The organism is Bacillus sp. K2I17 (genome assembly GCF_002209985.1).
In the GTDB taxonomy this organism is placed as follows: domain Bacteria; phylum Bacillota; class Bacilli; order Bacillales; family Bacillaceae_G; genus Bacillus_A; species Bacillus_A wiedmannii.
Genome location: NZ_NJGF01000020.1, coordinates 37,646 through 58,709, shown reverse-complemented (window position 1 = coordinate 58,709; position 21,064 = coordinate 37,646). Strand labels below are relative to the sequence as shown.

At 34.6% G+C, this 21,064-nt stretch carries 24 protein-coding genes and 1 riboswitch; of the genes, 13 read left to right on the top strand and 11 right to left on the bottom strand.

Going from position 1 to position 21,064, the window contains the following annotated elements:
• Positions 1 to 87: 87 nt before the first annotated feature.
• Complete coding sequence (locus tag CER22_RS32625; RefSeq protein ID WP_141555521.1) at positions 88 to 216, top strand: spore coat protein B; 129 nt, start codon at positions 88 to 90, stop codon at positions 214 to 216.
• 134 nt (positions 217 to 350) lie between these two features.
• Positions 351 to 1,145: a DUF4931 domain-containing protein gene (locus CER22_RS20740; RefSeq protein WP_048542911.1), complete on the top strand. Its 795-nt coding sequence runs from the start codon at positions 351 to 353 to the stop codon at positions 1,143 to 1,145.
• Positions 1,146 to 1,156: 11 nt separating this feature from the next.
• Here CER22_RS20740 and CER22_RS20735 read toward each other — a convergent pair whose 3' ends face one another.
• Positions 1,157 to 1,690: a transglycosylase SLT domain-containing protein gene (locus CER22_RS20735; protein ID WP_088609490.1), complete on the bottom strand. Its 534-nt coding sequence runs from the start codon at positions 1,688 to 1,690 to the stop codon at positions 1,157 to 1,159.
• A gap of 250 nt (positions 1,691 to 1,940) precedes the next feature.
• On the opposite strand from CER22_RS20735, the gene CER22_RS20730 reads away from it, so the two are divergent.
• Entirely contained in the window at positions 1,941 to 3,590 is a 1,650-nt protein-coding gene (locus CER22_RS20730) for a DUF2334 domain-containing protein (RefSeq protein ID WP_088609483.1), read from the top strand.
• A gap of 113 nt (positions 3,591 to 3,703) precedes the next feature.
• On the opposite strand, the gene CER22_RS20725 is transcribed toward CER22_RS20730, so the two are convergent.
• From CER22_RS20725 to CER22_RS20700, 5 genes are all read right to left on the bottom strand, one after another.
• The gene (locus tag CER22_RS20725; protein WP_088609482.1) at positions 3,704 to 4,468 is read right to left on the bottom strand and encodes a TatD family hydrolase; all 765 of its coding nucleotides are present in this window, start codon (positions 4,466 to 4,468) and stop codon (positions 3,704 to 3,706) included.
• Between the two features lie 744 nt (positions 4,469 to 5,212).
• The gene (locus CER22_RS20715; protein WP_048563001.1) at positions 5,213 to 5,569 is read right to left on the bottom strand and encodes a YxeA family protein; all 357 of its coding nucleotides are present in this window, start codon (positions 5,567 to 5,569) and stop codon (positions 5,213 to 5,215) included.
• Between the two features lie 138 nt (positions 5,570 to 5,707).
• The gene (locus tag CER22_RS20710) at positions 5,708 to 6,544 is read right to left on the bottom strand and encodes a YitT family protein (protein ID WP_000248044.1); all 837 of its coding nucleotides are present in this window, start codon (positions 6,542 to 6,544) and stop codon (positions 5,708 to 5,710) included.
• A 117-nt stretch (positions 6,545 to 6,661) separates the two neighbouring features.
• Positions 6,662 to 6,991 (bottom strand): PH domain-containing protein, encoded by a 330-nt coding sequence (locus CER22_RS20705; RefSeq protein WP_060486406.1) that lies wholly within the window; start codon positions 6,989 to 6,991, stop codon positions 6,662 to 6,664.
• A gap of 147 nt (positions 6,992 to 7,138) precedes the next feature.
• On the bottom strand, positions 7,139 to 8,116 hold the full coding sequence (locus CER22_RS20700) for a LacI family DNA-binding transcriptional regulator (RefSeq protein WP_087984956.1): 978 nt from the start codon (positions 8,114 to 8,116) through the stop codon (positions 7,139 to 7,141).
• A gap of 305 nt (positions 8,117 to 8,421) precedes the next feature.
• Between CER22_RS20700 and CER22_RS20690 the strand changes: the two genes are divergently transcribed.
• Positions 8,422 to 8,517 carry a DUF3948 family protein gene (locus CER22_RS20690; protein WP_001060007.1) on the top strand — a complete coding sequence of 32 codons (96 nt, stop codon included), beginning with the start codon at positions 8,422 to 8,424 and terminating at the stop codon, positions 8,515 to 8,517.
• 73 nt (positions 8,518 to 8,590) lie between these two features.
• On the opposite strand, the gene CER22_RS20685 is transcribed toward CER22_RS20690, so the two are convergent.
• Entirely contained in the window at positions 8,591 to 9,196 is a 606-nt protein-coding gene (locus tag CER22_RS20685; protein ID WP_088609481.1) for a lysophospholipid acyltransferase family protein, read from the bottom strand.
• A gap of 336 nt (positions 9,197 to 9,532) precedes the next feature.
• Between CER22_RS20685 and CER22_RS20680 the strand changes: the two genes are divergently transcribed.
• Positions 9,533 to 9,628 carry a DUF3948 family protein gene (locus CER22_RS20680; RefSeq protein ID WP_001060007.1) on the top strand — a complete coding sequence of 32 codons (96 nt, stop codon included), beginning with the start codon at positions 9,533 to 9,535 and terminating at the stop codon, positions 9,626 to 9,628.
• Between the two features lie 60 nt (positions 9,629 to 9,688).
• Here the strand turns inward: CER22_RS20680 and CER22_RS20675 are convergent, their stop codons facing one another.
• Entirely contained in the window at positions 9,689 to 9,829 is a 141-nt protein-coding gene (locus CER22_RS20675) for a YrzO family protein (protein WP_000894064.1), read from the bottom strand.
• Between the two features lie 21 nt (positions 9,830 to 9,850).
• Entirely contained in the window at positions 9,851 to 10,819 is a 969-nt protein-coding gene (locus tag CER22_RS20670) for a DMT family transporter (protein ID WP_048542927.1), read from the bottom strand.
• A 127-nt stretch (positions 10,820 to 10,946) separates the two neighbouring features.
• On the opposite strand from CER22_RS20670, the gene CER22_RS20665 reads away from it, so the two are divergent.
• Positions 10,947 to 11,813: a LysR family transcriptional regulator gene (locus tag CER22_RS20665; RefSeq protein ID WP_048542928.1), complete on the top strand. Its 867-nt coding sequence runs from the start codon at positions 10,947 to 10,949 to the stop codon at positions 11,811 to 11,813.
• Between the two features lie 255 nt (positions 11,814 to 12,068).
• Positions 12,069 to 12,170, top strand: a complete 102-nt coding sequence (locus CER22_RS20655; RefSeq protein WP_001060018.1) for a DUF3948 family protein — start codon at positions 12,069 to 12,071, stop codon at positions 12,168 to 12,170.
• A gap of 218 nt (positions 12,171 to 12,388) precedes the next feature.
• Here CER22_RS20655 and CER22_RS20650 read toward each other — a convergent pair whose 3' ends face one another.
• Positions 12,389 to 13,336 carry a helix-turn-helix transcriptional regulator gene (locus tag CER22_RS20650; protein WP_088609480.1) on the bottom strand — a complete coding sequence of 316 codons (948 nt, stop codon included), beginning with the start codon at positions 13,334 to 13,336 and terminating at the stop codon, positions 12,389 to 12,391.
• A 143-nt stretch (positions 13,337 to 13,479) separates the two neighbouring features.
• On the opposite strand from CER22_RS20650, the gene modA reads away from it, so the two are divergent.
• From modA to CER22_RS20635, 3 genes are all read left to right on the top strand, one after another.
• Positions 13,480 to 14,286, top strand: a complete 807-nt coding sequence (gene modA, locus CER22_RS20645) for a molybdate ABC transporter substrate-binding protein (protein ID WP_088609479.1) — start codon at positions 13,480 to 13,482, stop codon at positions 14,284 to 14,286.
• Positions 14,287 to 14,291: 5 nt separating this feature from the next.
• Positions 14,292 to 14,966, top strand: coding sequence for a molybdate ABC transporter permease subunit (modB, locus tag CER22_RS20640; RefSeq protein ID WP_088609478.1), 675 nt, complete (start codon positions 14,292 to 14,294; stop codon positions 14,964 to 14,966).
• A 300-nt stretch (positions 14,967 to 15,266) separates the two neighbouring features.
• The gene (locus CER22_RS20635; RefSeq protein ID WP_000353549.1) at positions 15,267 to 16,118 is read left to right on the top strand and encodes a GRP family sugar transporter; all 852 of its coding nucleotides are present in this window, start codon (positions 15,267 to 15,269) and stop codon (positions 16,116 to 16,118) included.
• A gap of 67 nt (positions 16,119 to 16,185) precedes the next feature.
• On the opposite strand, the gene pnuC is transcribed toward CER22_RS20635, so the two are convergent.
• Positions 16,186 to 16,836 carry a nicotinamide riboside transporter PnuC gene (pnuC, locus tag CER22_RS20630; RefSeq protein ID WP_088609477.1) on the bottom strand — a complete coding sequence of 217 codons (651 nt, stop codon included), beginning with the start codon at positions 16,834 to 16,836 and terminating at the stop codon, positions 16,186 to 16,188.
• 187 nt (positions 16,837 to 17,023) lie between these two features.
• Here pnuC and proC point away from each other — a divergent pair, with 187 nt between their 5' ends.
• From proC to CER22_RS20615, 3 genes are all read left to right on the top strand, one after another.
• Entirely contained in the window at positions 17,024 to 17,827 is an 804-nt protein-coding gene (gene proC, locus CER22_RS20625) for a pyrroline-5-carboxylate reductase (protein ID WP_088609476.1), read from the top strand.
• Between the two features lies 1 nt (position 17,828).
• Complete coding sequence (locus CER22_RS20620) at positions 17,829 to 18,662, top strand: aldo/keto reductase (RefSeq protein ID WP_088609475.1); 834 nt, start codon at positions 17,829 to 17,831, stop codon at positions 18,660 to 18,662.
• Positions 18,663 to 18,815: 153 nt separating this feature from the next.
• Positions 18,816 to 18,920: riboswitch (SAM riboswitch) on the top strand.
• Between the two features lie 132 nt (positions 18,921 to 19,052).
• Positions 19,053 to 20,693, top strand: a complete 1,641-nt coding sequence (locus CER22_RS20615; RefSeq protein ID WP_088609474.1) for a peptide ABC transporter substrate-binding protein — start codon at positions 19,053 to 19,055, stop codon at positions 20,691 to 20,693.
• Positions 20,694 to 21,064 lie beyond the last annotated feature (371 nt).

Sequence of the window (21,064 nt, the reverse complement as noted above, 5' to 3'; positions counted from 1 at the left end):
GATGAACATGGTAAAAATGATTTTACATGCTCTAGTTGATGCAAAAGCAGTTAGCCAAGAATTAAACCAACAATAAAAAAGGGGTAAATGAATATGAAGAAAGCCATTATTGTAATTGCAAGTACAGCAATTGCCTTATACACAATAAAAAATAGAAAAAAGAAACCTAATAAAAATGATTTATATTATCCATACACATTATTAAAGAAAAAATAAAAGACAAGGTACCCTATTGTAATGAGGATATCTTGTCTTTTATTTTTCCTATTCCTTTTAAAGGATTTCCTTCTCCTTTTCCCGAATGTATTAAGCGGGATTTTTACACATATTTTAAAGGGGCATATATACAAATGGATACACAACAACTATACTTTTTAAACGATATTGGCAAACAAAAACCAGAAAGCATTCGGAATAGAAGCGCTGCATGTCCTTTTTGTGACAGAGAAAATTTAACGGATATTTTAGCAACTGAGGGCTCAATTATTTGGCTGAAAAACAAATTCCCTACATTAAAAGATACATTTCAAACGGTGCTAATCGAAACCGATAATTGTAAAGACCACATTGCAACATATACAGAAGAACATATGAGATCGCTAATTCGTTTCTCCATTAAACATTGGTTAGACTTACAGAAGAATGAAGAATTCACATCTGTGATTTTATACAAAAATCACGGTCCATTCTCAGGCGGGAGTTTGCATCATGCACACATGCAGATTATCGGAATGAAATATGTAGACTATCTCGGTAACGTAGAACAGGACAACTTCCGAGGAGTCATTGTACAAAAAAACGAACGCATTGAACTCAATATTTCAGATCGTCCTATTATCGGTTTTACTGAATTTAATATCATTATTGCAGATATTGGATACATAGATGAACTGGCAAATTATATTCAGCAAACTGTACGTTACATACTGACAGATTTCCATAAAGGATGTAGTAGTTATAACTTATTCTTCTATTACTTAAACGGAAAAATCATTTGTAAAGTTGTTCCTAGGTTCGTCGTTTCACCATTATATGTAGGATATAAAATACCGCAAGTTTCTACAAAACTAAAAGACGTGAAAATACAACTCGCGCAGTACTTCACGAGCGAAAAAGATGCAATTATTCATAAAAAAACAGAGTAGGTATAGAAAACCTACTCTTTGATTACACCTTTATTTCGATAGTACACATCTTCTAATCCAATGTTATACTTCATGTTATTATCCGTCCACTCTGGCCCTAAATTTCCTGGCCATCCAGATGTATTTGCTACATATTTTAGTAATGCAAAATCAGTCAAACCTTTTTGCACCCCGCGCTTATATCCTTTCATTAAATGCGGCATTGCAATTTGCGCATTTGTGTGCGGATCTTTCAACTCTTCATCAGTTAAATGATCTGGTGCAAGCCCACCGCCACGGTGCAATTGAAACAGTCCGAATGAAGTTCCGTTATCTCCAATACTTCTTGGATTTAACCGGCTTTCATGTTCAGCAATTGTAAGAGGTATCCATTCTGGAAGATTGACTTTCTTTGCTTCCTCTATAATAATTTGTTTCATTTGTTTTGCTTCTTCTGAGTCAACATAGCTTGTCTCATTCACTAACTTGCCCATTCCTTCAGACTTTCCTTGGAAATATAAGTACACCCCAAGAACAACTAAAAATCCTACAAAGAATTTCTTCACTACCACTACCTCTTTCTCCGCTGAAATTTGTCCCCTTTCAGCCTTCCTCCCTTTACAATTACCCACATTCTATCATTCTCTTACCCTTTTATCATAGCAAATAACTATATATATTATCATCATGCTTTAGACCGATTTTGTGAAAAAACAGCTGGTAAATACGTGCAAAAATGTAACTTTCATAGACTACAACGTATTTTTTGTATATAATTTTAAATTGAACTCTACATATAGAATAGGAGCAGACCAAATGAAAAAGTGCATCATACTCTTGTTCAGCATTTTACTACTTATCCCTATCCACACCTCTGCACAAACATCATCAAAACCAAAAGTACTTGTTTTATACAGTACACAAGACGATAAAATTACAAATAATATTCAAATCCTTAATACTCAATTAGGACATTTTACAAACGATATAACTACGAAAAGTTTAAAAAAGGCTAATGAAATTACTAATTCATCTTCTTATACACATATTGTTTATATCGGTGAACAAAAAGAAGAGTTTCCTATTGAAACAAAGCAACTTCTAGAAAATTTCTCAGGCCCAATATTAGTTTTAGGACAAAATGTTGAACAATTATCTCATCGCTTTTCTTTCATTACCCTAAAGGCTGATGATATACGAGTTAATAAAATCGAATATCCAAGCCATAAGCTTAAAAACACTTTAGAAGAGGAACGATTGATTCAATCTTTTGATACAAATGGAACTGTTCTTGCTAACGCTGTAAGTTCAAATAGCAAGAACCCACTAATCGTTCAGCATGAAACATCTTATTACGTCGCAACGCCACACCTCTTTGACTGGATGTCTCATTACGTTGGTGAAATGTTATTTTCTTACTTTGGACAAAAGCCAACGACAAATAAAGTAGAGGCTTATTTGCGTCTTGAGGACGTTCATCCGGCCGCAGATATAAATCAATTAAAAGAAATTGCTGAATTACTAAAAGAGAAAAAGATTCCTTACATGATCACTGTTATTCCTGTATATAAAGATCCTGATACAGGTAAAACACTGCATTTAAAAGATAAACCCGAACTAGTCGATCTTTTACGCTCTATGCAAGATGATGGTGCAGCAATTATTATGCATGGTTATACGCATCAATTTTATGATAGTGAAACTGGGGAAGGTTTTGAATTTTGGGACGTAAAAACAGATCAACCAATTCGTCAGCCGAAGCATGAAAAACCAAAAACAAAAGATGACTTCCCTAATATCGAAGCATATAATGCATATGTAAAAAAAGGGGAAGAGTTTGAAGAAAAGTATACGACTGATCATATTGAAAATGGTATTCAAGAACTTGTAAATGCCAAACTATATCCTGTCGCATTTGAAGCACCTCATTACACGATGTCTCAAAAAGGATATGAAATATTATCAAGGTACTTTTCAACTTATGTAGGACAACTACAGTTAAGTGATACAACTTGGAAATCCATGCACTCTCCAGCATACAGAAGTACCCCATCATTTTTACACGGGATGAAATTAATGCCTGAAACAGTTGGCTTTATTGAAGAAGATAAGCCACAAGCTATTGCGAAAATGAAAGCAAATGCTGTATCTGTTGCTAAATTATCCGATGGAGTTATTGGTGCCTTCTATCATCCTTACTTAGGTGTGAAACCATTAAAAGAAGTACTAAAGGATCTAGAAAGCATCCCAAATATAGAATGGATTGATTTACAAAAAGAAACAAATGAAGTGAAAATGAAAGATATTCATATCACTACTAATAAAGATGGCATTCACGTTGAAAAGCCAACAAGCGCAAGTGACGTAATGGATTATATAAAACAATATGGATTCTTCCTTATACTTGGTTTCTTCGTCATTGTCTTTCTATTGTTATTAAGACGTGGGAAAAAATTAGAATCTTAATACAAAACCACCAAGCATTTTGCTTGGTGGTTTTTTTAACTTAAACTAAAACGTGGCATGTTATTAATAACCCATTGATTATTTTCATAATAAAAAGGATAAGAGTAACGCTCCTATCCTTTCAAATAAAATTGAATCGTATTTTCATATATCGTTTTCGCAACCTTATTAACAGATACGTTTTTTATAACACTAATTTCCTTTAATACCTCTCGAATCATTCTCGGATGCGTCATAACATCCTCGTGAAATTCCCACGGTCCATCTGTTTCTACCATCATATATTCAAGTGGATAATACGAAACAATTTTTCTAATTTTGTCCTTATGTAAAACATCTGGTGTGATAGAAATATAATAACCGTTCCTCATCATCCGTTTCATTGTTGTTTCACTTCCTTTAAACCAATGAAAGTGTGCACATGAAACTTTATATTTCTCTAGTAAATCACATACAATATCAGCATCTTCATACACTGCATGCAATATAATGGGTAAATCATATTTACTAGCTAGTTCAACAAATCGTTGTAACACTGATATATATGATTTGATAGTAATACGCTCATCTTCTTTTCTTAAATAATACGGTAAGCCTACTTCACCAATCGCAACTATGTCTTCTACATGCTCTTCAATTAATTTATAAATTTGCTCACATTCTTCTTTATGAATCGGTTGCTCCGGATGAAAACCTATTGCTGGATGTACAAAAGGATATCGCTTTGCTAAAGATAAAGTTTCTTTACATGATTGATAATTCATAGATACCGCGATAAGCCCCTGTATCTCTTTACTATGTTCCACATCTTTAAGTAATCTACTTTTTTCTTCATCCTTATATTGGTCAACATGTATATGACTATCAATCCATTTCATCTTTATTCCCCCATAAAAAAAACAAGAAAGGATCTCCCTTCTTGTTTTATCATCTATATTATTTAACAATTAAGTTTGTTATGATATCAAATAATCCAATACATACTACGGCAACAGTAAAGTAGCTACAGAAATCTTTAATTGGAAACTTCACTACTTCTTCTTTACGCATCCCAGTTTTCTCCCTTCTTACTATATCCCTAATTATTTTATCTATTTGTATCTATTATGCAAAAAATATGACAAATTTACTATCGAATTAACTTACGTAAACCTTACAATGTTGTAAGGTTTATAAAAAGAGCCTCATCTAAATACAGATGAGGGCTATTAAAAAGTAGTTGGTTTTTCATTCTTCATTAATATTACAAACAGAAAGTAATACAGTGAGACTTTCTAATTACACTATATGAAATTCACTATCTTTTAACCATCGAATTACATTACAGAAGACTTACATGTTTGTAAGCTATGTGTAATGTAATTCGATAGTTTCTCTTACCTATATCTCGTACACTAAAGTTAGAAAGCAAGCCAAATAAGAAGAACACTCACATAACCAAATTACATTGCTAGTAGCTACTCTTCTTATACCTTTCACTCATGCTACTACAATGTACCCCCTTCCCCTTTATATAACAAAAAGAGCCCTAGTCCATATGGACTAGGGCTCTTTCATGAACCCCAAAATACCCCTACCTAGTATTTTTATTTTCGACAAAAAATAGGTGGGGGTATAATCTGCTATCTCATCGTTAAAAGTTTACTCTTCGCATTAATAGGAATATTTACAGCTTCAATTTCTTCAATCGCCTCTCCGTAGCGTCCTTTTGCATACACCTTTAACGCTTCATCTCTCTTTAACATATGCTTAACAGTCTTCTTTATTTTTTGTTCTCTTCCACGTTCGTCAAATGCAATAAATTCATATTCATACCACTCATCACCAATATGCTGGCCAATTGTATTCACGACCGTATAGTATTCTTTCGTCTTATAAAGTGGATTATATTTATCGATAACTGGTCCAAGTTTCGTAGGCAGTAACATTACTACTATCACTATCATCGCTATTATAGTAGTGATCATTTTTTTCTTCATAATCAATCTTCCTCCTCTGCAGGATATATATACATCCATTTTAAAAAGAAGGAATAAAATCTACTATTGAATCTCATTACATTACACTTACATTATTGTAAGAATTAAAAAAGGTGAACGAATTTACTCGTTCACCTTTTAGCTCGCTTTAAAGCCACCGCCAAGTACATCGCGTACATCATGAATAACAACGAAAGCATCTTCATCTACTCGACTAATAACCTGCTTTAACTTAACAAGCTCTTGTTTATTTATAACAACATATAACACTTCTTTATTTTTACCAGTATATCCGCCGCGTCCTTCTAATACAGTGACACCGCGTGTCATGTTTTTCGTAATAGTTTCACGGATTAAATCCGGTTGATTTGAAATGATTGTAACAGCTGTTTTTGTATCCATTCCTTCTACAATGAAATCAATCACTTTCGCTCCGATGAATACTGCAACAAGTGTGTACATTGCTTTTTCTTGCCCTATTATAAATACAGAACCAGCAATTACCACAATATCAATAATAAGTACGCCTTTACCAACGCTCCACCCTAAATATTGATTGGCTAACCGAGCTAAAATTGCCGATCCTCCTGATGTACCTCCAGCTTTGAACATACAGCCTAATCCGACACCGACAAATAAGCCAGCGAATAGAGCTGCTAATAACGTATCACTATTTACATGATACTCAATATGTTCCGTAACATATAAAAACAAGGATGTTTCTACAATCCCTAAAATTGTATAAACCATCGTTTTCTTATCAAAAAATTTATAACCAATAGCTAGTAAAATTGCATTTATAGCAAAGTTTACAATCCCCGGTGACCAATCAAATAAATAGTACGTAACAACCGTTAAACCAATAATTCCACCCTCTGATAAACGGTTTGGAATTGCAAAGTAATTAATACCAATTGCGAATAATAATGAACCAATTGTAATTAGTGTTATTTCCTTTATACGTTGATTAACCATAGTTCATACCTCCCCCCATTTGACATTGTATCACTATCTCCTAGAGGTTTAGAAGTTGTTTTTATTGCGCATTTTTACTCTTACAGATCGGGATATTATGTTTAAACAAAGGGGTGATTAATTATTCATATTCGCTCTAACTGTACGGACAAATCGCTCCACATTCCCCTTCTGAATATACTTAGCTCGAATGGTTTCATGATTACAAGTACATTCGAAATGCGGACGAAAATCTATGCTATCTATATGCAAATATGAATAATCTTTAAATGTTGCAGGATAGTATGGAAATTTCCCATAAAAGAGAAGACGTCTAGTAGTAGCAGCAAAAATCCCTTGTTGATACGATAGCGTAAAATTATCCTTCTCAAATATCCCTACGACAAAAGCCAAAATCTTTTCATCATCCTCTATATGCTTTTTCATACTCAATAAAAGTTCATTCATGCATATCCCTCCAAATACTATTCTTGAAAAGAATCCATGGATTATTACAGACCGGTGTAACTCCTTTATAAAGTATGAAACGCGTTTCCTGTCAAAGATATTTCAAAAAAATAATCCGTTATGCAATTTACACATAACGGATTAAAACTAAACAGTAGAGCGTTCCACAAGTTCGTATGGAATTTCCACCTTTTCTTGTTTAGAACTCTCACCACTTATTTGCCTATAAAACATTTCAAAAGCCTTTTTACCTATCTCCTTTAAATTTTGATCAATGGTTGTAAGTTGTAACACTTGCGAAATAGGTTGATTATCAAAGCCAATAATCGCTAAATCCTCAGGAACTTGAATACCTAATTTTTCAGCTTCTGTCATAACCCCAATCGCAACTTCATCTCCTGCTACTATTAATGCTTCGGGAAGATGCTGCATCCCCTTTAATTTATGAGCCACTTTCACACCATCTTCTAATGTAAAACATTCTGTAAAAATCCATTCTTCATTCACTTCTTCATCTATAGATTGCAATTGCTGTTTATAAACATCAAAACGCTTTTGACTACTCGGACCTAATTTCCTCCCCGTACAATAACCAATTTTTTTATAACTTTTCTCAATCAAATAATCCATTCCTAATTGAAAAGCTGCCGAATGATTCGTATATACACTTGAGATATTTGAAATATCATTATCTTCACAAGCAACGATTGTCCCATAGGAAGCATACGGCTCTATCGTTTCCCAATCATTCGCACGAGAACAAATAATAAGGCCATCCAATTGTTTTGTTTTTAACATATGTAAACTTTTCATTTCTTCTTTTTTATTATAATTCGTTTGGCAAAGTAGCACTCTGTAATTATGAGCTAACGCCACCTCCATCATCCCGCCCACCATCGCATCAAAACATGGATGATTAATATACGGTAAAATTACACCAACAATATTCGTTTTCCCTTTTGATAAATGAACGGCATTTGCGTTTTGTGAGTAATTCAACTTCTCAACTATCTCCATAACCGCTTTCCTTTTTTCTTCACTTACATATGGGTGATCATTCAACACTCTCGAAACAGTTGTAACTGAAACTCCCGCCATCTTTGCAATATCTTTAATATTGGCCATACACTCACCTCTACTTTTAACTTAATGAATTCCACGAACATATGTCAAACTTTCTCATCATTACACCTTCATTCGTTTTTCTTACAAAAGTGTAATTTTCCTGTAAGCTAATTCGATAGTTACTCTCCTCAATATTTCATACAATTAAGTCAGAAACAGGACAACAACTATTCGAAAGGGAGCGGATTCATATGATGAACAAAATGAAATCAAACAATTTTTTAAATACAATGGGCATGGTATTTTCCGCTCTAATCGATGCTAAAGCTGTTGCTTCTACATTAAACAAGTAAGGAGAATGCATCATGAATAACATCACTTTTAACAAATTAGATTTTTTAGGACTAGCTAGTGGCTCTCTTCTTCTTACTGCTTTTATTTACGCCGCTACGCTTGTATAACTTTTGTGTCCCCTTTCCCCTTTATTATAAATAGTAATAGAAAAGACGACCGTCTATGCCCGGTCGTCTTTTCTTACTTTTGATTTGATTGCAAAGTTCCCTTTAGCTCATCAAACTTCTCATTTAATTGATCTGTCATCATTTTCATAGCTGTCTTTCGATCTATTTGTTCTTCAGCATCAATTTGAATTGGGTCGCCAAAAATTAATTGTGCCTTTTTCCCTTTTATTAATTCTTTTACACTTGATGGACCAACATAAGCTGCCGGTACTAACGGGACATTAGAACGCAATGCAATCGTAACAGCCCCAGCTTTTAATGAAACGTCTTCTGTTGATCGTGTTCCACTTGGGAAAATCCCTACTACTTTCCCTTCTTTTAATAGGCGTGACGGAATTTTGAGTGTACTCGGTCCTGGATTCGCACGATCTACAGGGAATGCATTCACATTTTTAAAGAACCAATTTTTGAACTTCCCTTCAAATAACTCTTTTTTTGCCATGTAATGAATTTGGGTCGGGTACATCCCTGTAGCTAACATTAATACATCCATAAAACTTGTATGTGTACATGCAACAACATATGGGCCACCTTCTGGTAACTTTTCTCTTCCTTGCACTTCTACTTTCCCAGCTGTTTTAAATATATATTTCAACAAAAATGTAATTGGTTTATACATTTGTTTCGTTCCTTTCTGAATATCCGAATTATAATCATTTTCTTATAACGATTATAACACTAAGTTTTAGGAGTTGGTAATAATTTTAAGTATTAATTGTTACATTTCAATTCTTACAAAAGTGTAATTTTCTTGTAAGCTAATTCGATAGTTACTTCCCCAAATATTTCATACAATTAAGCCAGAAAGAAACAACAACTATTCGAAAAGGAGCGGATTCATATGATGAACAAAATGAAATCAAACAATTTTTCAGATACAGTGGGCATGGTATTTTCCACTCTAATCGATGCAAAATCTGTTGCTTCTACATTAAACAAGTAAGGAGAATGCATCATGAATAACATCACTTTTAACAAATTAGATTTTTTAGGATTAGCTAGTGGCTCTCTTCTTCTTACTGCTTTTATTTACGCTGCTACGCTTGTATAACTTTGTGTCCCCTTTCCCCTTTATATAGAAAAAGACGACCGTCTATGCCCGGTCGTCTTTTTACATTTTTCTTTCTTTCAATTCTTTTAAAAGCTGTATCAGCTCAGCTTGTTGTTTTATCTTTTTACGACCATTTCGGTTAATTGCTGCAAGCTCGCAGGCAACTCCGACGGCGAAGAAAAACAATAAACTTTCTAACATGTGAAATCCTCCAATTGCCTATTAAACAGCTTGACGTAATTGCTCTTCTTGTAAACTTCGCTTGTTTATATTTTCTTCTTTTCTCTGACAAACGTTATTGCGAATAAGTGCTGCAATAACAAGTAAAGTCCCTATAATATCAAACATTGTTATTCGATATCCTTGCATCATCATAATAACCAAAGTCGTGATTGGTACAAAATTAATAAATAAAATCCCATTAATGGACGATAAAATTTTCACACCATAGTTCCAAGCAAGTAAAGCTACGATACCTGGTAATGTCATCATAAACAATAAATCATATTTCACGATAGAAATCGTTCCCATACTCGGAACCGATACGTATCCAAACGATGTAATGATTACAGTTATAATCCCTGTGACAGTCGTACCGAATACACACGTCAACGTAGAATAACGTAATGTTGACCAATCGCTACACGTTTGACCACCCATCGTATAAATAACCCAACCTACAACCCCAACAAATATAAAGGCCAGCGAAAACATGTTATCTTTCAATGTTAAAAAGAAACTCATATCACCTTTCGTAATAACGAATACAGCCCCTACAAAAGCGATAATCATGCTCGTTATCATATACTTTTTCGGTTTTACATGCTTATATCCCCATAGAATACAAATAGAAATCATCGGCATCAGTGCTTCCATAATGGAGGCTACCATCACACCTGATTTTCCCATTAACATTTGACCTAAAAATATAAGTACATTATATACAGTAAACGCCATCGTTCCGAAAAAGACGAGTAACTTTCCTCTTCCCTCTAAACGAAATGCCTGTTTTCCTTCTTTCATTAACAACAATACAATCAGTACGATCGCCACTGCTCCATAGCGAATAAGCGAAAAATAAAATGGATCTATGTATTCTAGCGCATGATCAGCAACCGGAAACATTGCTCCCCACGACATACTTGCAATTAAACATGCTAAAGCCCCTATTATCATTTGACCTTTTTTCACCACAATCCCCCACTTCTTTCTATTTGCACAAAGAGAATTGTAAAAGAAAAAATATATCACGTAAAATGATTCAAAATGATGTTAACTATCATTTATAATGATAGTTAACATCAAGGAGGATCACATTATGGAATTAAGAGATTTACAAATCTTCCAGAACGTTGCCGACAAAGGTAGTGTAAGCGGCGCAGCAAAGGAATTAAATTACGTACAATCAAATGTAACTGCACGTATTAAACAACTAGAGAACGAACTAAAAACACCGCTCTTTTATCGTCATAAACGAGGCATGACTTTAACAGCTGAAGGAAGAAAAATGCTCGTTTATGTTAATAAAATTTTGCAAGATGTTGACGAGCTAAAACAAGTATTTTTAGATAGTGAAACTCCCTCTGGCATATTAAAAATCGGTACAGTCGAAACAGTAAGTACATTACCTACCATTTTATCTTCTTACTATAAACGCTATCCGAATGTCGATTTATCATTACAAGCGGGTCTAACAGAAGCATTGATTAGAGAAGTACTTGATCATCAATTAGATGGTGCCTTTATATCAGGGCCTATTAAACACCCACTAATTGAACAATACGATGTTAGTACAGAAAAATTAATGCTTGTAACACAAAATAAAGCTTTTCATATAGAAGAATTTACAACAACGCCCCTACTCGTTTTTAACCAAGGATGTGGATATCGTTCCAAACTAGAACGATGGCTTAAAGATGAAGGTTTGCTCCCAAAAAGAATTATGGAATTTAATATATTAGAAACGATATTAAACAGTGTTGCACTCGGCCTTGGAATTACACTCGTACCACAGTCTGCTGTCCACCATCTTTCTAAAGCTGGTAAAGTACATTGTCATGCAATCCCTGAAAAATATGGTAGTATTTCAACGGTTTTCATACGCCGTAAAGATAGTTATATGACGAATTCAATGCGTAGCTTTTTAAAAACAATTGAAGAGCATCATCATATCAATATGCTTTAAAAGACATTCTTACATGAATGTCTTTTTTTCTTACAAAAATGTAAGTCTCCCGTAAGCTAATTCGATAGTTGCAGGCGATCATATTTCCTATAATTAAGACATAAAGCAGGGCAACAACAATTCGAAAAGGAGCGGATACGCATGATGAACAAAATGAAATCAAACAAATTTTTAAATACAATGGGCATGGTGCTATCCGCACTTGTCGATGCAAAAGCTGTTGCAACTACATTAAATAAATAAGGAGAGATTATAATGAACAACATTACATTTAACAAATCAGACTTTATCGGACTTGCAAGTGGAGCGACTCTTCTTACAGCCTTCATTTACACACTTGCTCAAGGTCTTGTTTAATACTTTGTTTCCCCAAACCCCTTTATATATAGAAAAGGCTGCTCGTCTTATAGACAAGCAGCTTTTTAGTTTGTCCCGCTTTAATGGGCAGTAAGACCCCCACCTCAAAATTCAGCGAAAGCAAAGAATTTAGGTGGGGGTGGGGCTGCCCATTAAAGTCCGATTGGTGAGGGCTGATAATCAGTGGTGGATGAAGAAACCCCCCACTGATTAAAGTTTCACTTTATTTCATATATAACTTGACCTGTTTTCGTCATATCGTATCCGCCAATCGCTTTTAATTCATTATGAAATTCTTCCGATTGCAGAATATCTTTCACGACTTCGATCAGCTCTTCATTTTCTTTATTCTTCAAAATCACTAAATCATACTGTTCTTTCATGATTGGAATAAAGTCTACATTTACAATCTGTGAAAACTTTTCTGAACCTACTCCTACGTCAGCTTTTCCATTTGCGACTTGCGTGGCAACACCAAGATGATTCGACTCTTCCCATTCATATCCACTAATACGCTCTTTATTTAATTTTTGAATGCGCAATTGTTCATCCACTAACACCCTAATGCCAGAACCTTTTTCTCGATTTACAAATCGTATAGATGATTGAGATAAATCAGCCCATGTTTTTATATTTTTCGGATTTCCCTTTTGCACATAAAACCCAACGTTTCTTGCTAATAAATTAATCATCGTACATGGTTGTCCCACTAAAATACGTTTTACATACGGAACATTATATGTACCTGTTTCTCCATCAAACAAATGCAAGCTAACGATATTTCCTTCTCCTTGATACATTTTTACTAAACTCGTTAAACTACCTTGATATGCCCTTAATATGTTTGAACTTGGCAGGCGATTTTCTATACGTTTTGCCAACATATCTAACGTTATTTCTTGTCCGCTAATAATACATGTATCCAAGCCCCTACTATCTTCGCTCTTTACAGGAGTACCTTGTATTTTCCCTGTTTTCATTCGCTTTATATATTGTTCTAAATCTGTTGCATCAATGCGCATCTGTCTACCAATTCTATAAGAAGGAAGTTCTCCTTTTTTAATTAGATCGTATACAGTTAATTTTGATACCTTTAATCGCTTCGCTACTTCTTCCGTTGTGTAGGAATGATGATCCATAGACGATTCCTCACTTTCTTCCTTCATTGTAACAAAGAAAAGAATATTTCTCCTATATTAAAAAACAACTATATCGTTCAAATTATATTCAATTATAACTAATCATATCTAGTTATAATTAGATATAATTAGTTATAATTGAATATATCAAAACGAAAGGGGATTTTTTTATGAACAAGTTTACATTACGATCCATCGGAGCACTTATACTTTCTTTTCTTCTTATATTTAGTGCCGCATGTACAAGCGGCGAAAAGAAAGAGAAATCAACTGCTAAAGAAGGAAAAGCAGTAGAACTTACTATATCAGCTGCTGCAAGCTTACAAGATGCACTAAAAGAAATTGAAACAAAATATAAAGAAAAAGAACCTAATATTAAACTTTCTTTTAACTTCGGTGCTTCTGGTGCACTTCAACAACAAATTGAACAAGGCGCGCCTGCTGATTTATTCTTCTCAGCAGCCGAAGATAAATTCCAAACTCTTGTAAAAAAAGGATTCATTAATGAAAAAGAAGGGAAAAATCTTCTTGGAAATGAACTTGTTCTAGTTATCCCAAAAGATAGTTCTCTTACGAAAATTCAAGATTTAAAAGATGAAAAAATTAAGAAAATCGCACTTGGTACACCTGAATCTGTACCCGCGGGAAAATACGCAAAGGCTTCTCTCATGCATGAAAATCTTTGGAATGACATTCAAAATAAAATCGTATTTACAAAAGATGTTCGCCAAGTGTTAACATATGTAGAAACAGGTAATGTCGATGCTGGTATTGTATACAAAACAGATGCTCTTATTTCAAAAAAAGTAAAGATTGGTGAGACAGCAGCAGCTACTTCGCATGAGCCAATCCACTATCCTTTAGGTGTTATAAAGGAATCTAAGCATAAGAAAGAGGCGACTTCATTTTATGAGTATTTGCAGTCAAAAGATGCACAATCTATCTTTAAGAAATATGGATTTACAGTCCTATCATAATTGCCATGAGCTTTGATGCCCTTTTGTCACCGATTTTTCTATCTTTACGAGTAGCTGCATGCGCCACCATTATCGTTACAATTTTAGGGACGATTATCGGGCGAGTGCTAGCACGCTCCTCATGGAGATATAAAATAATATTAGAAACTATTTTCTTATTACCAATGGTACTTCCACCAACTGTAATCGGCTTTTTTCTCATTATCATTTTTGGAAATAATAGTCCCATTGGAACATGGATAGAATCAATATTTCAGCAGTCCATTATGTTCACATCTACTGCTGCGATCATCGCTTCTACAGTTGTTGCATTTCCACTCATGTATCAATCAGCAAAAACGGGATTTTCTATTGCAAATATACAAATTGAAGAAAGTGCTCGCGACCTTGGTGCAAGTGAATATCAAGTTTTTCTGCACGTTACACTTCCGCTTGCATTTCCCGCCTTACTAAGCGGAATGATTTTGAGCTTTGTTCGTGCGCTCGGTGAGTTCGGTGCTACACTCATGTTTGCTGGGAACATTCCTGGTAAAACTCAAACAATCCCAACTGCAATTTATATGGCGATTGATGCAAGTAATATGCAACTCGCTTGGACACTAGTAGTTATCACTATTAGTATGTCACTCCTATTTCTGCTATGTATTCAGCTTATTAATAAAAGAATTACCAACTCTTAAAGCAGCTTTTATCGAAGCTGCTTCTTTATTTCTTAGGAAATAAAATATACCATCGGGAAATAACTGAATTTTACCTTTTATTAAAATATACATTTTATTTGAATTCACTTTCTAAAATAGGCAATTTCCTGTTATTATATGGAGGTGTTTCAAAAAATGAAGAAATGAAAACGCATTTATATCGTGAATTCTTCATCCTGTTTTAGCGATCGGTAATCTTCTACTCTAGTAGTGGGGCATTACCGATCGTTAGAACGATATGTAATTATATTGGTATAGAAAACCGAAGGGAGTCTTGTAATGGACATTTTATTAGCGCTTCTTCCTGCAATTGCATGGGGAAACATCTTATTAGTAAGCGTAAAAATGGGCGGTGGTGCATATAGCCAAACGGTAGGTATGACAATCGGTGCTCTATTCTTCGCAACAATTATGTATGTATTTACTCAACCAGCTTTAACAATGACAGTCTTGATTGTTGGTTTTATTTCAGGTTTATTCTGGGCTTTAGGACAAGTAAACCAATTAAAAACAGTTGAAAAACTAGGTGTTTCAACTACTGTAACGATTTCTACTGGTATGCAACTTGTTGCAACTTCTATCTTTGGGGTTATCGCTTTCCGTGAGTGGACTACTACAACAACGATTGTTCTGGGAACGATTGCAATCCTATTAATCGTAGTTGGTGTTGTATTCACATCACTAGATGACAAAGAAAATGCACAGCCACCAGGACAATTGAAAAAAGGACTTCTTACTTTAATTGTTTCTACTTTCGGTTACCTTGTATATGTAATTATTATTCGTTGGTATAATATCGATGGTTGGTCTGCTATTTTACCACAAGCAGTTGGTATGTTTGTCGGTGCGGTTGTATTGACATCTAAACATAAACCATTTAACAAATATGCAATCCGTAATGCTTTATCTGGTTTACTATGGGGAACTGGAAACTTATTCTTACTTCTTTCATTACCACGTGTCGGAGTAGCAACAAGCTTCCCATTATCTCAAACTGGAATCGTTATCTCAACATTCGGTGCGATTGTCTTCTTAGGTGAAAAGAAAACAAAACGTCAATTGATCTTTATTGCACTAGGTAGTGTTTTAATTATCGGCGGCGCTGTATTATTAGGTATGACAAAAGCATAAACTTATAATCTATTAATAAACCCCTGAAGCATATATGCTTCAGGGGTTTTTCTCTTTCAATTGTTTTCTAAATATAATTATTTACATCCCCCTGTCTTTTATAGTTATTCTTCCACTCTAGTAAACCAGCTACACATATAAAGAGATTAATAACAGCTAATATTAACATGACGTATAAACCTGTGGAAATATAAATCACAATGCTAACCACGTTATACAAAATCCATAAATACCAGTTTTCTAAAATTTTTCGACTTAGCATAAATTGAGCTACTAATCCTAGTACAGCATTTAAAGCATCTAAATATGGACTAGTTGATTCTAAATAACGGATTTGATAATAGCCCCAACCAATCCAAGCAACTAACATAAAGATTATATACAGAGTCCACCCTTTTACCCCTAAACGAACTGTTGCTTTTACCTCTTCTCCCCCACTACGTGCAATCCAATAATACCAACCATATACATTAAATATAAATTGAAAGGCTGCCAATACTGCCATTGCATATAAACCTTGCGTAATGAAAATATACAGAAATACCGCAACCGTAATCATGCCAAACAAAAAGTTAGATACCTTTTCCCTCGCTAATAACCAAACATTAATAATCCCCATAACCGATGCGAAAATTTCAATATAACTCGATTGAATATAAAATCCAACCAATACGCAAATAATACTAGAAATAAATAAAAAAAGCGGACTTCTGACCATGATCATCTCTCCCCAGATGTATAATAAATTCCCTATCACCAGTATAAGTAATAGCTCTTTCCTTTACCATGAATTTCCTCCTTCTCGTTATCCATTCCATCTACGGTAAGTCTTTTCTTTTTACAAAATTCTCTTAAAGATGGTATCGTTTTTTATAACATATCTCCACTAGAAAGGAATAAAGGATATGCTAACTAAACATCGAATTCTATTTATTGGTGCTGGTCGTATGGCAGAAGCTATATTTTCCGGATTACTTAAAACAAGCAAAGAATACATCGAAAAAATTATCGTTTCTAACCGCAGCAACGTAGAAAAGCTAGAACAATTACAAGGACGATATAATGTGTCTATCACAACAGATTGGAAGCAGCATGTTACATCTGTTGATACGATTGTTTTAGCAATGCCGCCTTCTGCACATGAAGAATTATTAGCGGAGCTATCTCCGTTACTATCGAATCAACTTGTCGTAACGGTAGCTGCTGGCATTGGTCCATCTTATTTAGAAGCTAGACTCCCTAAGGACACGCCTGTTGCTTGGATTATGCCAAATACAGCTGCTGAAATTGGGAAGTCAATCTCCTTATATACAACAGGACAATCAGTAAACGAGATGCATCAAGAAACCTTGCAACTGCTTTTAAGAGGCATTGGTACTTCGCAACTTTGCACTGAGGAAGAAGTTCATCAGCTTACTGCAGTTACTGGAAGTGCACCAGCTTTCCTTTATTACTTTGCTGAAAGCTTGATTGAAGCAACAAAAAGTTATGGCGTCGATGAAGCAACCGCAAAACACCTTGTCATTCAAATGATTTCTGGATCTGCTTCTATGCTTGAACAAACGCAAGATCCGGCTAACCTCCGCGAACAAGTAACAACGCCAGGTGGTTCCACAGCTGAAGGTCTCAAAGCTTTATATGAATATAATTTTTCAGAGGCGGTTCAAAAAGCAGTAGAAGCAACAAACAAAAAAGCTAGGGGGAAATAATATGAGTTTAACAAGTTTAAAAGACTATACTACATTACATAACGGTGTAAAAATGCCTTGGTTCGGTTTAGGTGTTTTTAAAGTAGAAGATGGTTCAGAAGTAATTGAGTCTGTAAAATCAGCAATTAAAAATGGCTACCGCAGCATCGATACTGCAGCAATCTATCAAAACGAAGAAGGCGTTGGACAAGCAATCCGTGAAGCAGGTGTTTCACGTGAAGAATTATTTATTACATCAAAAGTATGGAATAGCGATCAAGGATATGAAACAACACTTCAAGCATTTGAAACTACATTAGAAAAATTAGGTCTAGAATATTTAGATTTATATTTAGTACATTGGCCTGTAAAAGGGAAATATACTGAATCATGGAAAGCGTTAGAAAAACTTTATAAAGATGGCCGTGTTCGTGCTATCGGTGTGAGTAATTTCCACATTCACCACTTACAAGACGTATTTGAAATCGCTGAAATTAAGCCAATGGTCAATCAAGTGGAATACCACCCACGTTTAGCACAAGAAGAATTACACGCTTTCTGTAAAGAACATAACATCCAGCTTGAAGCTTGGTCACCATTAATGCAGGGACAACTACTGGATAACTCCACATTACAAGACATTGCGACAAAATATAATAAATCAACTGCACAAATTATTTTACGCTGGGATTTACAAAATGAAGTTGTAACAATCCCTAAATCTATTAAAGAACATCGCATTATTGAAAATGCAAATATATTCGATTTTGAATTAAGTGCTGATGACATGAAAGCAATTCAAGCTCTAAATGAAGATCGTCGCGTTGGTCCAGATCCAGATAACTTTAACTTCTAGTAGAAAAACCACTGCCATATGCAGTGGTTTTTCTCGTTAAATAAAACTGAAAATTTAAACTATATTTCAATTAGTTGACACTTCATCATCCAAGGTGTAAGATTTTGAATTATCAAAGAAACACAAAAATTAATAAAATTTATTCGTTTACTCATTGTATCAAGAGAGGTGGAGGGACTGGCCCTTTGAAACCTCGGCAACAGGTTCATTTTGAATACTGTGCCACTTCCTGCAAGCATTGTGCTTGAAAGATAGAATGAGGGACTTCGTTTATATACGGGTGCATAACTTGTACGTAAAAATCCCTCTTTCTCAATATGAAAAGAGGGATTTTTTATTTTTCATTTCCCTCATCATCATCCAAACTTAATTATTTAGGAGGAAAATCAAATGAAAAAGAAGTTTGTACCCGGTATTGCATCAGTTGTAGGAGTAAGTATTTTATTAACTGGTTGCGGTAGTTATAAAAACGAAGCAAGCGGAGCAAATGCAAAAGACGAGGCGCCTAGTAAACAGGTTTTAAACTTATCTTCACCTACTGAAATACGAACAATGGATACAGCCCGTGCTACAGATACTGATTCTGGTCAAGTAATGAGAAACGTATTTGAAGGTTTGTATAATCTTGGTGAAGGTAACAAACCTGTCCCTGGCGTTGCGAAATCTCATGAAGTAAGTGGCGATAAAACGAAATACACATTCCACCTGCGAGATTCAAAATGGTCAAACGGCACTCCTGTCACAGCGAAAGATTTTGTCTTCGCTTGGCAAAGAGCTGTTGATCCAGCAACAGCCTCTGAATATGCATTTCTATTCTTTGATATTAAAAATGCAACAAAAATTAACAACAAAGAACTTCCAGCCGATCAACTTGGTGTAAAAGCAATTGATGACCATACGTTTGAGGTAGAATTAGAACGTCCTGTTCCGTACTTTATAAGCCTAACAGCATTCCCAACATTTCTACCAATTAACGAGGAATTCTTTAAAGCACAAGGTGATAAGTATGCGTTAGAAGACAATACAATTTTGTACAACGGAGCTTTTACACTAAGCGATTGGAAGCATGAGCAAAGCTTTAAATTTAAGAAAAACCCTACCTATTGGGATAAAGATACTGTCAAACTGGAAGAAATCAATTTTAACGTCGTAAAAGAAAAATCTACAGAAGTAAATTTATTCGAGTCAAAACAATTAGATCGTATCAAACTAACATCTGACTTCGTTGATAAATATAAAAAGGATGCTAACTTTAAAGAACGGCCAAACGTAGGGGTACAGTTTCTACGTATGAATCAACAAAACAAAGTACTTCAAAACGTTTCTGCACGCCAAGCAATCGATCAAACAATTGATCGAAAATCCTTTGTAAATACGTTATTAAATGACGGCTCCACACCAACCTCTAGTCTCGTGCCGAAAAACTTTGCAAAAGGACCTGACGGAACAGACTTCCGTGCTGCAAACGGCGATTTAACAAAGGTTGATACAAAATCTGCTCAAGAATTATGGAAAAAGGCAAAACAAGAACTTGGGTCTGAAAAAATAACATTAGAACTATTAATAAGTGACGGTGACCTTGAAAAGAAAACTGGTGAGTTCTTAAAAGGACAATTAGAAAAGAATTTAGATGGCTTAACAGTAAATATAAAGCCGCAACCACGTAAACAACAAGTTTCACTTTTATTAAAAGGTGACTACGAAATTGGAATTGACGGCTGGAGCCCTGACTTTGCAGATCCAATTACATTCCTTGAGCTATTTACAACGAATAACCCTTACAACTTAGATCATTACTCTAATAAGGAGTTCGATGAAACAATAGCAAAAGTGAAAACAACTTTAGCCGGTGATGAAAAAGCTCGCTGGGAAGCATTACTAGCATCCGAGAAAATATTATTTAAAGACTCTGTTATCGCTCCTCTTTACCAAAAAGGCGAATCTTATTTAGAACGTTCTTATGTGAAAGGAATTGTGCAAGTAGACTTTGCAGGTCAATTAAACTTCAAATGGGCCAAAATTGAAAAATAAAGCGAAACTTTAATCAGTGGGGTTTTCTTCATCCCCCACTGATTATTAGCCCACACCAATTGTTTTTTTAGCAAAACATATTAAAAGCAGATTCCCTAATGCGAGGAAATCTGCTTTTTTAATATATTATTCTAAGAAATTAACAATCTATTTTTATTATTGACATATAGTTCTTTCCAGTGTTAATATTCTAAATAATCAAAGAAACAAAATATTTCACCATCAAAATATAACGTCTACTACGTTGAAACATATAACGATAGATTATAGCTCAACATGTATATACATATAGAACACCTGATTACCTACATGCACATATCTATAATAGGTTTTCTCTTCTTCTATAGCTACACTTCAAAACGTGGACATTA